We start from the raw sequence: 13,426 nt of genomic DNA, 5'->3' as shown, positions 1-13,426 counted from the left end.
ACGGAATCCTCAAAAGCAAAATTGCAAGCTTTTGGGCCCCCAAAGCCCGAAAGCTTGCAATCTCAAAACGCCTCTCGCCAGAAAATTCGACTCCCGCTCAATGGCTTGGAAGTTCTTCACGCACGACTAATTATGCTGACGAGCGGCCGGAGCGGGGTGACCGTCTGTTCACGAGGTTGTGCAGCAGGCCAGAGACTGCGATAGCCGGGCGCGCGCCTCGATCTGGAGCGATCTAGAAGCCTTGGATCTCATTGAAAGCTCGGGCTCGCCTCCTCAACGACGTCCGCGGGGCCGCCGAACGGCATAGCCCACGGCATCTCCGGCGATGATCTGCATCAACCACTTCATACCTACGGACGCTACACTGCATCAGCCGCGGGAAAACGCGCGCATGAGGCGTCTGCGGGCTGCGATCGGAGGAACGTGTGAAGATTTCGGGTTCGAGGGAAGGAACACATTGGCAATCGTGTCACGATTGCACAGCGAGGGGCTTTGCCATCTGCGCAGCGCTCAACAACACCGAATTGCGCGAATTGGCCCAGCTGTCGCGGCATGTTCGTTTCGAATCCGGCGCCACTGTATTCGCACAGGCAAACATAGCCACGTCATTTTTCAGCGTGCATAAGGGGATTCTGCGTATCTACAAGCTGCTGCCGGACAGCCGGCGCCAGATTGTCAGTTTTGCATTGCCGGGTGATTTCCTCGGGCTCTCCACCTTGCCGCGGCACGAGTTCTCCGCTGACGCGATCGGCCGCGTCGCGTTGTGCCAGGTCGCCAAGGAGTCGTTCGCGACATTCTCCGAGAACCGGCCGCGGTTGCTGTGCCGTATGATGGAATTGGCGGGCCGCGAGCTGGCCCGGGCACAGGAACATATCGTCTTGCTCGGACGGCGATCCGTCGAAGAGAAGATAGCCAGCTTCCTGATCGGCTGGCGCGACCGACTGAATGGAATTGGACGTGATGGAGAAATTCTGACGCTGCCGATGAAACGGCTGGACATCGCGGATCATCTGGGGCTCACCATCGAGACGGTGAGCCGTACCTTCTCGAAGCTCGAACGTGGTGGTGTGATCCAGATCTTTGCTGGTGGCGTCATCCTGTTAGATGCCGCGCGCGTCGAATCGTTGTCTGCGGGCGTAAGTTGAAGCGCGTCGAGTTGGGTTCTTTTACCTCTTTTGATCAAGGTCAAAGACGCATCCCTTGAAACCGCGATATATTCGCATCGACTTTAATGGAGTTCGTCATGTCCGCTGCGCTCTTGGTTTCCGCCGCTGTCATCTCGGTCTTTGTGATTATCGCCGCTGTTCTTGCTTGGGCCAGTGTCCAATCACCGGGGTCGCATCAGGCGGCACCGGGAGAGCGCAAGCGTCGTCCATTCTGATTCCTAGTGAAGTCGCTGGAGCTGGTGCAACACGCCCGCCGATCGTGCGGGTAGCTCATCGGGGCTGATCCCAATCAAAGACAACACAGCGAACCGGGCTGACTCGGGGCAGACGCCCATGCAAAGAGAATTGCACATGCAGCAAGTTCAATCCGCGACATGGATGACTCACGGTGAAGCGGGGCTGATGCTATTCTTCTCGATGGCAGCTTTCGTTTGCGTGTTCGCAGCAGCCATGGCGCTGGACGCGCCGTTCGCGTTCCATGCTTCGCTCGCTGCAGTGGCAAGCGGCGCTGCGTCGTTCACGATCATGAACCGGTATCTCGATCGTCCCGTCTCGCTGCCGCCCCAGGAAATCAACGGCCGGCCCAACTACAACATGGGTCCGATCAAGTTCTCGGTCGTGATGTCGGTGATCTGGGGCATCGCGGGATTTGCGGTCGGACTATTGATCGCGTCCCAGCTCGCCTGGCCCTCCCTTAATTTCGATCTGCCGTGGACCAGCTTCGGCCGCTTGCGGCCGCTGCATACGTCGGCTGTCATCTTCGCCTTCGGCGGCAATGTGCTGATCGCAAGCTCACTCTATGTCGTGCAGAAGACCTGCCGCGTGCGCCTGGCGGGCGATCTCGCCCCCTGGTTCGTCGTCATCGGCTACAACTATTTCATTCTCGCTGCCGGCACCGGCTATCTGCTCGGCGTCACCCAGTCCAAGGAATATGCCGAGCCGGAATGGTATGCAGATCTGTGGCTGACGATCGTCTGGGTGGTCTACCTACTGGTCTTCCTAGGGACCATCATCAAGCGAAAAGAACCGCATATCTTCGTCGCCAACTGGTTCTACCTCGCCTTCATCGTCACCATCGCCGTACTGCATCTCGGCAACAATCCTGCCGTGCCGGTGTCGGTATTCGGCTCGAAGTCCTACGTGGCCTGGGCCGGTGTCCAGGACGCCATGTTCCAGTGGTGGTACGGGCATAACGCCGTCGGCTTCTTCCTGACCGCCGGTTTCCTCGCCATCATGTACTACTTCATTCCGAAGCGCGCCGAGCGGCCGATTTATTCCTACCGCTTGTCGATCATCCATTTCTGGTCGCTGATCTTCCTCTACATCTGGGCCGGTCCGCACCACCTGCACTACACGGCACTGCCGGACTGGGCGCAGACGCTCGGCATGACGTTCTCGATCATGCTGTGGATGCCCTCATGGGGCGGCATGATCAACGGCCTGATGACGCTGTCGGGTGCCTGGGACAAGCTTCGCACCGATCCCGTGCTGCGCATGCTGGTCGTGTCGGTCGCCTTCTACGGCATGTCGACCTTCGAAGGGCCGATGATGTCGATCAAGGTCGTGAACTCGCTGAGCCACTATACCGACTGGACCATCGGTCACGTGCATTCCGGTGCGCTGGGCTGGGTCGGCTTCGTCTCCTTTGGCGCGCTGTACTGCCTGATTCCATGGCTGTGGGATCGCAAGGGGCTCTACAGCCTGAAGCTGGTCAACTGGCACTTCTGGACCGCGACCATCGGCATCGTGCTCTACATCTCGGCGATGTGGGTGTCGGGAATCCTGCAGGGCCTGATGTGGCGCGCCTACACCTCGCTCGGCTTCCTCGAATATTCCTTCATCGAGACCGTGGAAGCGATGCATCCCTTCCACATCATCCGCGCCGCAGGTGGAGCGCTGTTCTTGATCGGGTCGTTAATCATGGCCTATAATCTATGGATGACAGTGCGGGCAGGCGGGGCGGAATTGGCTACAGAGCTCGGGCTGCAGGCGGCGCAATAAGGAACGATCTGATTGCCTTCTGAACCCGCCATCAAATCTTCGAAAAGAATTTCATTATCCTGATCGCGAGCATTCTGGTTGTGATGCGATCGCGGGCTTGGCCGAGATCAGGCCGCTGTTACCTGAAAAGCACAACTGAGGTGGTCGATGGCGTCAGCCCGGCGCTTCTGACGACGACGAAAGGCCGGATCCGCGCCGCGTCGAGCGGATGTCGGAATCGCGGCTGTAACGCTTGATCGTAGCGCCTTGTCCTCGCGCGCCCTGGGCAGATGCTTCCGATGTTGATCTAGCGCGATACGGTCGGTTGTTTCGTCCCTGATACTTGACCCGCTCAACCGTAAAGGAGGGGACTATGTCATCGGCCATAAGGACGTAATCGATCGGCGGTAGACCCGTAGGCAGGTTTTCGGAGTGGCCCAGCCGATTCCTTGATGCCGCCGAGCTCTGCGCTGTTGGGTCCTCGATCGCACACGACTTCACGTCTTAGCCCACCGAGCTAAATCGACGGGAATCTATCAGTTTGGGAACCTCTCAGGTGGCTCGCCGAAAGGTTGTCTCGTGCATTGTCGAATCCCGAATACGAAAATCCGGATACAGAGCAGCGTGCATGGTCAAGACAGGCGTTGCCATAGGCAAGGGGGTGTTCTTGCAAGGGCGTGTCTGTATGACCGAAAAAGCCCGACGCACTTTGCTAAAGGGAGAAGCAAGAGGTGCGTCGGGCTGCAACCTGAAGGTTGCGGGCATCGGCACGGCTGAAGGTCCGTGTCCATGCCCAATATCACCCTTGCAAACGACGTGCCGCTCGAAAGCTGCCGATGATCTGCGTCTAGTCGGCCCAGGGAACGGCCGCGCGACATTCTTGGATTGAGAATAGTGTCGCAATTACCACGTTGCGTAGCGAGACTTTGTCGGCCACCAAACAATCCTGCGCCATGATGAGCCGGGTGCTTCGCTGTTTGCGAGCCGTGTCCGTGCAAGCCTCGATGAGTAGCTTCGCACCAGCCGTCGGCCAACATGCCCTCTCAGCGGTCTTTCGCGATTGAGCCCTAGACTCGCAATTGTGGGGTTTCCGCCGCGTGCGCTGGCTGATCCGAAAGCAGCGCAAACACGCAGCGGGCCTTGCAGATGGGAAACGGGCCGAGGCCGCGCAAAAAAGTCGGCCACCGCGATGTCTTGGTAAAATGGATTGCAATTCGGCCAGAGCTTACGCCTGGTCACCAGAGCGTCCTGCGCGAATGAGGCGATTTAGATCAAGGGTCGCTGAACGCATGTCTTTATGTATCAACAGCATAGATGCATCCCATCGAAACAATCGATTTCACCAGTTTTGCGGAATGCTGTTAGAAAGCGAGCATAGTCTGGTGCAAATGGCACACATACTCGGACGTCACTTCCATCGCGGATGAGTGATCACAGGTGGGCGAAGCATTGGCGGACAGCCTCTTTTCGGTGGGTTCATCTTGAAGCATATCTTTGATGATCGCCTCAAGATTACGTGACCGACGCACTTGTCGAGCTTCACGCGATCGTTGGGCCGAATTCCCTGAATAGAGCAGAAGGAAGCGAAACCTGATTTCATTTGGAACGTATATCGGCCTTCCCGTGGCTAAAGTTAACGGCGAATGCCCCCGCCGTAAATGAACCGCCGGCACCCTCCCTCTGCCGACGGAAGCTGGTGCGATGTGTAGCAGCGTCGCTCCCCCCCAGACTGACTTCCGCCCGGCCGCCGAAAAGGAGGCCGGGCATTTTTTTGGCGAGCAGGAGCGCCAGCTTGCAGATCTTGCATTTGATCTCACTCACGCCCATGAATTCAGGGGGCGGCGCCGCGTCCTCGCACCAATCCATCGATAGGTCAGAACGGCCCATCGGATTAGTTGATGTCTGTCAGCGGCCTATTATTCCGCAACGATAGTGGGCCGGCAGAAAAGCTTTTTTCCTAAGGACAGGCATGGCATTTACCAGTTGCGCTTCGGCCAATCGCCAGGTTCGCATCAAATGCATCGCGGTCAGCATCCTGATTTGTTGACCTACGAGTTGACACGCGATGAAGGCTCTGGATGGAAAGTTGAAACCTAGGCTATCGTCGAGTGGTAAATTCCTTCGCCGATCGCCGATGTTCCCAGTTGGCGCGACACAATTCACCAAAATGTCTGGTCAGCAGCGGGCGCTCGCCGGTGTCCCACGCACCTTTGATGAATTGCATCATGGCGCAGGGAAAGCCATGCGCAACGCACCGCATGATCATGCCGAGAGCCAAGGAGGATTTCCCTTTGCTCGCGCAGGTGTGGACGATGATGAGTCCCTTCTCACCGCTCTTGGCGGCTATCATCCGGTCGCGCGCTGCTTTTTTTCTTCGCCATTTTGGCCGCATGGTGGGCGTCCAGCGAGGCTTCAGAGGTCACGGTTTCGTCCTCAGCGGCATCAGGTTCGGAAGTCATGAGCACGCTCTACGGCTTGACAAGCTGCACGCTTGGGCAAATGGTGGGGTGGCGTTGGTTCCTGTCCTAGGACAGGCGAAGAGGGAATGCGATAGGGCTCTAGCCGCGAAGCTTGGACCTGAAGCGCAGCCGCCCCCGCGACCGTGACCGGAGAGATCTCTAGGAGCCACTGACCCGTCAAGGGTTGGGAAGGTGGAGATCGAAGGGAAAACCTGCTCCGCAAGCCGGGAGACCTGCCAGCGCAGAGACTTGAGACCGGCGGACGGGGTGCTCCGCGACGGCAACGAACCGTAGTGTCTCCGGTTCGTGCGCCTCATCGCCTCCGCCAAAAATCGAGGAGGGCGATGACCGTCACGCTTCATGTCTGCATCACCTGCCGTGCCGACCAACCCGTAAGAGAAGGCAAAATCACGCCAGGCGCGCGTCTGCACAGCGCCATTCTCGCCGGCGTGCCGGAAGACGTCCACGTGGTTCCGGTCGAATGCCTGTCTGCTTGTAGCCAGGGTTGCGCGCTCAGCGCGCCTGGACGGTGGTCTTACGTCTGCGGCCGCCTGTCCGACATAAACGCGCCGGACGTGATCGCCGGTGCTGCGGCCTATGCGGCGACGGCCGACGGCATCGTGCCGTGGCGCAGCCGGCCGGAGATCTTCCGCAAACAATCGCTTGCCCGCATTTCCACCGATTACCATGAAACGGATCTGCTGCTCGCCGCAGACTATGCCGTGCATGAGGCGGGCCTTGCGCCCGCGGCGGCGCGCCTCGGCGCGGCCACACCATCGCTCTACCACCTACGCGACACATCCCGATCAGCCGCGTGCTCGCTCGTTGACCGAGGAAATTTCGCGCGTTGTGCGTGCGCGTGCGGTCAACCCAAATGGATGTCCGGGATGATGCGCCACGGCTTTCGGGGCGCGGCGGAAATCGCTGCCACGCTAGAGCATATGGCCAGCTTTGCACATCTTGCCGATGCGGTGCCCACGCATCTCTTCGATCTCTATTACGACGCGATGCTTGGCAGCGACAACGTGCGCACTTTCATGGCGCGCGAGAATCCGGCGGCGCTTGCGGCGATCGAGACTTGCTTCACCCGTTTGAATCAAGCTTCGCCCTGGAGGACACGGCGCAATTCGATTGCGGTCGCGCTGCGGGAGGCTTCATGAGCGCTGTTGCGATCAAGGGCTGGTGCCCCAGCGCCTTACGGCCGATGCGGTCGGGAGATGGGCTCGTGGTTCGCATCCGGCCGCACGGTGGCCGGCTGGCTCCGAAGCAGGCAGCGGGAATTGCGGTGCTGTCCGAGCGCTACGGCAACGGCCTGATCGATCTGACCAGCCGGGGCAACCTGCAAATCAGGGGTGTCAGTGATCAAGGTCATCGGCCCTTGATCGAGGAACTCTCACGGCTGCACTTGCTCGATCCCGATGCGGAGTCGGAAGCGCGGCGCAACATCCTTGTCTCGCCCTTCTGGAGCGCCAGTGACGATACCTGTTTTCTCGCAGCAGAACTTGAACGCGGGCTTGTGATGGGACCGCCCGACCTGCCGACCAAATTCGGCTTCGCCGTTGATTGCAGCACAGAGCCCGCGCTGGCCGGCGCCTCCGCCGACATCCGGATCGAGCGCAGCATCGCGGGAGAGCTGATCGTGCGTGCCGACGGTGCGGAGCATGGTCGTCCCGTCTCACGGACAGAAGCGGTAAGCGTTGCGCTCGCGCTTGCCGAGTGGTTCGTCGACTCGGGCGGAGCCAGGGAGGGGAGAGGGCGAATGAAAGCGCATGTCGGGGCTGGCGCAAAACTGCCCGACGCGCTTCGTAGCAACGTCAAGCCGGCTTGCATGATCGCGGAGCCGCGTCCCGGACTTTATCCGCAAGGCGCGATGGTCGCTGCGGCTTTCGGACAGCTGACACATGCCGCTCTCAGCCATCTTGCCGGATGCTCGCAAGGATTACGGATGACGCCCTGGCGCATGATTGTGGCGGAAGGATTGCGCGAAATGCCCCACTGCGAGAGCCTCGTCACCCAAGCGGACGATCCGATCCTGCGCGTCGTCGCCTGCAGCGGTGCGCCCGCCTGCTGTGAGGCGCACTGCGACACTCGTGCACTTGCAGCGTCGCTTGCGTCGCATATTGCCGCGGACGAGAGGCTTCACGTCTCTGGCTGTGCCAAAGGCTGTGCTCATTCGGGGACTGCTGCGCTCACCCTTGTTGCGACCCGCGAGGGATTTGATGTCATCCGCAGCGGCTCAACGAGGGATACGCCTAGCCAGCGTGGAGTAAGCGCAGGCCGAATGATCGCGGATCCTTCCGTTCTAACGGGAGCGCCCTGATGACGCACGTCTATGAAACCGATGGTGCGACGATCTACCGTCAATCCTTCGCCACCATTCGCGCGGAGGCGAACCTTGAGCGATTTTCTGCCGACGAGGAGCCAGTGGTCGTGCGGATGGTCCATGCCGCCGGCATGGTGAGTCTCGAATCCTGCATCCGCTTCACGCCCGGCATGGCGCGCATCGCGCGGGCTGCGCTGCAGAACGCCGCGCCTATCCTCTGCGACGCACGCATGGTGTCGGAGGGAATTACGCGTGCGCGCCTGCCGGCCGGCAACGCCATCATCTGTACGCTTGACGATCCCAAGGTTCCCTCCCTCGCGCAATCCATGCGCAATACCCGCTCAGCCGCAGCGCTGGAATTGTGGAGGCCGCATCTGGACGGCGCGATCGTCGCTATCGGCAATGCGCCGACCGCGCTCTTTCACCTGCTCAACATGCTGGAGGATCGCAACTGTCCAAGACCTGCAGCGATCATCGGTTGTCCGGTCGGCTTTGTTGGCGCGGCTGAAGCCAAGCTTGCGCTGATGGTTGACCAGCCTGCGCCGGCGCTGACGGTCGAGGGGCGCCTTGGCGGCTCCGCAATCACGGTCGCCGCCGTGAACGCGCTGGCGAGCCGGAACGAATAGCTATGGGGCGCATCATCTGTTGCGGCCTCGGGCCAGGAAATCCGGACCTCATGAGCGTGCGCGCCGATCGTGAGGTCCGTGCGGCCAAGCACGTTGCCTATTTCCGGAAGAAAGGACGGGCTGGCCAGGCGCGCCGCATCGTCGATGGACTACTGGCAAAGGACGTCTGCGAATATCCGATGGAGTATCCGGTCACTACGGAGATCGCCTTCGATAGTCCGGAATATGTTGGCCTCCTTGCCGGCTTTTACGACGAGTGGGCGGAGCGTCTTGCGCGGATCGCCCGCGCGGCCGACATCGTCGTTCTCTGCGAGGGCGATCCCTACTTCTACGGTTCCTTCATGCACCTCCGTGCACGTCTGCAGCGCCGCGTCGAGATCGAGGTGATCGCCGGCATTCCCGGCATGGCTGGCTGCTGGAATTCGGTCGGCCTGCCGATCGCCCTCGGCGACGATGTGATGACGGTACTGATGGGTACGCTGTCGGAACAAGAGCTCGAGCAACGCGCGCGCAATTCCGATGCGCTCGTCATCATGAAGACCGGGCGCAATCTGAAGAAGGTGCGCCGCGCGCTTGCCGGCGCCGGCCGCCTTGGCGAGGCATGGCTGATCGAACGCGGCACTATGCCGGCCGAGCGCGTCGCGCGGCTGGAGGACGTGGACGAGACCGAGTGCCCCTATTTCGCGATTGTGCTCGTGCATGGGCGGGGACGCCGGATGGAGGCGGCCGAATGACGGGCATATTGACCATCGCGGGACTTGGGCCGGGCGACCAGGCGCTAGTCACGCCGGAAGTCTCCGCCGCGCTCGCCGCCGCGACCGACGTCGTGGGCTATGCGCCATACGTCGCGCGAGTAGCCCCGCGTGAAGGACTGACGCTGCATCCATCAGACAATCGCATGGAGTTGCAGCGCGCAAGCGATGCCTTGCAGCTGGCATCGGAAGGACGCCGTGTTGTCATGGTTTCTTCGGGCGACCCAGGTGTTTTCGCCATGGCAGCGGCTGTGTTCGAAGCACTTGAAGTCTCGTCTCAATGGCATGGGCTTGCAATCCGCGTTATGCCCGGCGTAACTGCAATGCTGGCAGCCGCCGCGCGCGCCGGCGCGCCGCTCGGCCACGATTTTTGCGCGATCAATCTCTCCGATAATCTGAAGCCGTGGTCGATGATCGAGAAACGCTTGCGGCTTGCCTCCGAAGCCGACTTTGCGATCGCGATGTACAATCCGCGCTCAGTGAGCCGGCCCGAGGGTTTTGAACGCGCGCTCTCGGTGCTGAAGGAGGCAGGTTGCGGCGAGCGCCTCGTGATCTTCGCCCATGCGGTCAGCACGGTCGCGGAGCGAATTGAAACCGTGATGCTGCGCGAGGCACGGCCCGAGATGGCCGACATGCGAACCCTTGTCATCGTCGGTAATTCGGCAACGCGCCGCGTCGGCCGCTGGGTCTATGCACCGAGGCATGCCCGATGACGGAGCCATTGCATGACCTCCGCCACGCTTTCGACTCGGGGCCTGTCAGGCAATTCGGGCCGCTTGAGCATCACGACGGGAAGGCCGAGCTCGCGCGCGGCGTCGATCTTGGCGCGCGCGCCCGCTCCACCGGAGTTGCGGGCAACAACCCATTCGATGCCGCGCGCACGCATCATCTCCAATTCGCCGGCGAGGGTGAACGGTCCGCGCGACACGATGACATCGACGTCCGGAAACGGCAGTGGTCCATCGGGAGGATCGACAAACCGCAAAGTGTAGGCGTGCTGCGGCCTGGCGCTGAAAGGTGCGATGTGCTGGCGTCCGATCGCAAGAAATACCCGCGCGCGATTGTTCGGCAATGCTGCCGTAGCGGAGGAGATATCCGCGGCCTCGATCCAGGTGTCGCCGGTCCCTTTTGCCCAGGGCGCGCGCTCGAGCGCGATCAGCGGTGTTCCGGTCATCTCGCACGCTGCAACCGCATTACGGCTCATTTCGGCCGCGAAGGGATGGGTTGCATCGACAAGGTGCGTTATTTCCTCGCGCCGAATGAACTCGGCAAGGCCATTCACGCCGCCGAACCCTCCGATGCGGGTCGGCAGCGGCTGGTTCACGGGGGCGCGGGTGCGACCTCCATAGGAATAGATCGCATCACACCCCGCGCGCGCCACAGCGTCTGCGAGCAGATTGGCATCGCTTGTTCCGCCCAGAATGAGGGCGCACATCATGCATGATCCCTGGCTGACGATCATCGGCATTGGCGAAGATGGCCTTGCCGGCCTCTCGGATGCAAGCCGAAAGGCGCTTGCGGAAGCCGAGACGGTGTTTGGCGGCGAACGGCATCTCGCGCTGGCAGGGATTTCCGACCGCGGCCGTCCCTGGGCGGCGCCGTTCGAGACAGATTGCGTGCTGGCCTGCCGCGGTCGTCCGACGGTGGTGCTCGCCTCGGGCGATCCGTCCTGGTACGGCGTAGGAGCCAGTCTCGCGGAACGGCTCAGCAAGAGCGAATGGATTGCGCATCCCGCGCTCTCGACATTCTCGCTTGCCTCGGCGCGGCTCGGATGGCGGCTCGAATCTGTCGTCTGTCTTGGAATCCACGCGGCGCCATTCGAACGCCTGGTGCCGCATCTGACACATGGAGCGCGCATCATTTGTCTCGTGCGCGACGGCAAGGCGCCCGGCGATCTGGCCAAATGGTTGACGGCGCGCGGCTGGGGCAATTCACGGCTATGGACGCTCACCGCGCTCGGCGGTCCCCGCGAATCCGTGGCGCAATATCGGGCCGACAGCTACGCCGCAGATGGCGGCGCGGGGCCGGTGGCAGTTGCGCTGGAAACCAATGGACCGCACGGCGTTCCGCGCAGCTCCGGCCTTTCAGACGCGCTCTTCGTGCATGACGGCCAGATCACCAAGCGGCCGATGCGCGCGCTCGCGCTTTCGTCGCTGGCGCCGAGATCCGGCGACAGATTATGGGACATTGGCGCCGGTTCAGGTTCGATCTCGGTAGAATGGGCTCTCTGTGGTGGCACGGCGATCGCCATCGAAGCGCGGTCTAATCGCGTAGCGAATATCCGCGGCAACGCGGCAACCTTCGGTCTGACGCATCGGATCGCCATCGTCGAGGGAATAGCGCCTGATATCCTCTCACGCCTTGAGACACCGCAAGCCGTCTTCATCGGCGGAGGGCTCGACGCTAGGATGTTCGATGCGGTGTGGTCGCGCATTGAGCCGAGAGTAAGGGTGGTTGCGCATGCCGTCACGCTGGAGACCGAGGCGCTACTCTCGGACCTTCATCAACGCCACGGTGGCGAGTTGATGCGAATTGAGATTGCGCATGCGGGTCACCTCGGCCGCTATCGCTCCTGGGAGGCGATGCGGCCGGTCGTGCAATGGAGTGCAGTCAAGTGAAGGTCGCAGGTCTGGGGTTCAAGCGGGAGGTCACACTGGCTGCGCTGCGCGAAGCTCTCGCCGCCGCGGGCGGTCCTGAAGGTCTCGCGGCAGTTGCAACTGTCAGCGACAAGGCCGAAACCGCCGCGCTCAAATTGCTGGCGCGCGAACTCACCGTGCCGATCCGGCCTGTTTCGGCCGATGTCCTAGCCGGCATTGCCACGCCCACACAGTCAGAATCCATCAAGGCGAAGTTCGGTACGGGCTCCGTCGCCGAAGCCGCAGCGCTTGCGGTCGCCGGCCGTGGTGCGCGCCTCGTTTCGACGCGGGCTGTCTCGCAGGATCGGACGGCGACCGCAGCGATCGCGGTAGGAGACGCCGAATGACGGTGCACTTCATCGGTGCCGGACCGGGAGCAGCTGATCTGCTCACCTTGCGCGGTCGCGATCTGATTGCCGCCTGTGCGGTCTGCCTCTATGCCGGCTCTCTCGTACCCGAGGGCGTTCTTGCCCATTGCCCAAAGGATGCACGGATCGTGAACACCGCGCCGCTGTCGCTCGACGACATCATGTCGGAGATCGTCACCGCGCATCGTGAGGGCAAGGACGTCGCGCGGCTACATTCCGGGGATCTCTCGATCTGGTCGGCGATGGGCGAGCAATTGCGCCGCCTGCGCGCGCTTCAAATCTCCTATTCAATCACGCCGGGCGTGCCGGCCTTTTCCGCCGCCGCGGCCGCGATCGAGGCCGAGCTCACGCTACCGGATCTTGTGCAATCGGTCGTGCTGACGCGGATGCCGGGCAGGGCGAGCGCGATGCCGCAAGGCGAGAAACTCGCCACCTTTGCCGCGACCGGTGCGGTGCTCGCCATCCATCTCTCGATCCATCTGCTTTCCACGGTGATTGATGAGCTGACGCCGCACTACGGAGGAGACTGCCCGGTTGCAATAGTCTGGCGCGCAAGCTGGCCGGATCAGCGCATCGTCCGCGCCACGCTCGGTACCTTGGACTCTGCTGTAAGCACCGAGCTCGAGCGCACAGCCGTTATTCTGGTTGGCCGCACACTGGGTTCGGAAGATTTCGGAGAGAGCCGCCTGTATGCCGTCGACTATGACCGCCGCTATCGGCCGCTCGGGCCGACGCCTCGCTTTCCGGAAGGCTCGTGATGACGGCGAGCCTCGTCATCTCCGCGCCTGCATCCGGGGTCGGCAAGACGACGCTGACGCTGGCGCGCGCCTATCGCGATCGCGGGCTGAAGGTCCAGTGCTTCAAGAGCGAGCCCGATTATATCGATGCGCGGCAATTGCCGATCCGGAATCAACGACCCTATTTATATGGGGAAGCGACACATTCCCGGCGCTCGCGGCAAAACTGATCGAGCACGGTGGCTGCCGACACGCCGGCGCTATTTGCGAGTCTCTTGGCCACGCCGAGGAGCGGATTGTCCGCACCACGATTGCGAAGCTCGCAGAGCAGCTAGCGCAAACCGGCGCCGCAACGACGGCGCCGATCATTCTTTTCGGC

The 13,426-nt window shown here is 61.8% G+C and carries 12 protein-coding genes, 2 pseudogenes and 1 riboswitch; of the genes and pseudogenes, 12 read left to right on the top strand and 2 right to left on the bottom strand.

Annotated features, from left to right (window positions below):
* Positions 1 to 425 precede the first annotated feature (425 nt).
* Both AC0QUY_RS33445 and ccoN read left to right on the top strand, forming a co-directional pair.
* Positions 426 to 1,145, top strand: a complete 720-nt coding sequence (locus AC0QUY_RS33445) for a helix-turn-helix domain-containing protein (RefSeq protein ID WP_161855689.1) — start codon at positions 426 to 428, stop codon at positions 1,143 to 1,145.
* A gap of 399 nt (positions 1,146 to 1,544) precedes the next feature.
* On the top strand, positions 1,545 to 3,167 hold the full coding sequence (gene ccoN, locus AC0QUY_RS33440; protein WP_161856816.1) for a cytochrome-c oxidase, cbb3-type subunit I: 1,623 nt from the start codon (positions 1,545 to 1,547) through the stop codon (positions 3,165 to 3,167).
* Positions 3,168 to 5,295: 2,128 nt separating this feature from the next.
* Here the strand turns inward: ccoN and AC0QUY_RS33435 are convergent.
* A pseudogene (locus tag AC0QUY_RS33435) lies at positions 5,296 to 5,605 on the bottom strand (cob(I)yrinic acid a,c-diamide adenosyltransferase); the annotation flags it as partial.
* 38 nt (positions 5,606 to 5,643) lie between these two features.
* A riboswitch (cobalamin riboswitch) is annotated at positions 5,644 to 5,860 on the top strand.
* Positions 5,861 to 5,949: 89 nt separating this feature from the next.
* On the opposite strand from AC0QUY_RS33435, the pseudogene AC0QUY_RS33430 reads away from it, so the two are divergent.
* The 6 genes and pseudogenes from AC0QUY_RS33430 to cobJ form a co-directional block, all read left to right on the top strand.
* A pseudogene (locus AC0QUY_RS33430) lies at positions 5,950 to 6,279 on the top strand (DUF1636 family protein); the annotation flags it as partial.
* The gene (locus AC0QUY_RS33425; protein WP_474416971.1) at positions 6,277 to 6,765 is read left to right on the top strand and encodes a cobaltochelatase subunit CobN; all 489 of its coding nucleotides are present in this window, start codon (positions 6,277 to 6,279) and stop codon (positions 6,763 to 6,765) included. The pseudogene AC0QUY_RS33430 and the gene AC0QUY_RS33425, both read left to right, overlap by 3 nt.
* Complete coding sequence (gene cobG, locus AC0QUY_RS33420) at positions 6,762 to 7,925, top strand: precorrin-3B synthase (protein ID WP_161855687.1); 1,164 nt, start codon at positions 6,762 to 6,764, stop codon at positions 7,923 to 7,925. Before AC0QUY_RS33425 ends, cobG begins: the two co-directional genes overlap by 4 nt.
* Positions 7,925 to 8,554 carry a precorrin-8X methylmutase gene (locus tag AC0QUY_RS33415; protein ID WP_057856122.1) on the top strand — a complete coding sequence of 210 codons (630 nt, stop codon included), beginning with the start codon at positions 7,925 to 7,927 and terminating at the stop codon, positions 8,552 to 8,554. Before cobG ends, AC0QUY_RS33415 begins: the two co-directional genes overlap by 1 nt.
* Before the next feature lie 2 nt (positions 8,555 to 8,556).
* Positions 8,557 to 9,288, top strand: a complete 732-nt coding sequence (cobI, locus tag AC0QUY_RS33410) for a precorrin-2 C(20)-methyltransferase (RefSeq protein WP_057856121.1) — start codon at positions 8,557 to 8,559, stop codon at positions 9,286 to 9,288.
* Positions 9,285 to 10,019 carry a precorrin-3B C(17)-methyltransferase gene (gene cobJ / locus AC0QUY_RS33405; protein ID WP_057856120.1) on the top strand — a complete coding sequence of 245 codons (735 nt, stop codon included), beginning with the start codon at positions 9,285 to 9,287 and terminating at the stop codon, positions 10,017 to 10,019. The genes cobI and cobJ overlap by 4 nt, the downstream gene beginning before the upstream one ends.
* Here the strand turns inward: cobJ and AC0QUY_RS33400 are convergent.
* A complete protein-coding gene (locus AC0QUY_RS33400; RefSeq protein ID WP_161855686.1) occupies positions 9,995 to 10,744 on the bottom strand; it encodes a cobalt-precorrin-6A reductase in 750 nt (249 codons plus the stop codon). The two genes, cobJ and AC0QUY_RS33400, sit on opposite strands and share 25 nt — an antisense overlap.
* On the opposite strand from AC0QUY_RS33400, the gene AC0QUY_RS33395 reads away from it, so the two are divergent.
* From AC0QUY_RS33395 to AC0QUY_RS33380, 4 genes are read left to right on the top strand one after another with little or no spacing between them, the layout of a single operon-like run.
* On the top strand, positions 10,743 to 11,924 hold the full coding sequence (locus AC0QUY_RS33395) for a bifunctional cobalt-precorrin-7 (C(5))-methyltransferase/cobalt-precorrin-6B (C(15))-methyltransferase (RefSeq protein ID WP_057856118.1): 1,182 nt from the start codon (positions 10,743 to 10,745) through the stop codon (positions 11,922 to 11,924). The genes AC0QUY_RS33400 and AC0QUY_RS33395 overlap by 2 nt on opposite strands.
* Positions 11,921 to 12,289, top strand: coding sequence for a cobalamin biosynthesis protein (locus AC0QUY_RS33390; RefSeq protein ID WP_057856117.1), 369 nt, complete (start codon positions 11,921 to 11,923; stop codon positions 12,287 to 12,289). Before AC0QUY_RS33395 ends, AC0QUY_RS33390 begins: the two co-directional genes overlap by 4 nt.
* Positions 12,286 to 13,068: a precorrin-4 C(11)-methyltransferase gene (gene cobM / locus AC0QUY_RS33385; protein WP_057856116.1), complete on the top strand. Its 783-nt coding sequence runs from the start codon at positions 12,286 to 12,288 to the stop codon at positions 13,066 to 13,068. The genes AC0QUY_RS33390 and cobM overlap by 4 nt, the downstream gene beginning before the upstream one ends.
* Positions 13,068 to 13,277, top strand: coding sequence for a hypothetical protein (locus AC0QUY_RS33380; protein WP_057856115.1), 210 nt, complete (start codon positions 13,068 to 13,070; stop codon positions 13,275 to 13,277). Before cobM ends, AC0QUY_RS33380 begins: the two co-directional genes overlap by 1 nt.
* Positions 13,278 to 13,426: the final 149 nt, after the last annotated feature.

Source organism: Bradyrhizobium sp. WYCCWR15520, from assembly GCF_056174665.1.
This window is presented reverse-complemented; position numbering and strand designations above follow the sequence as displayed.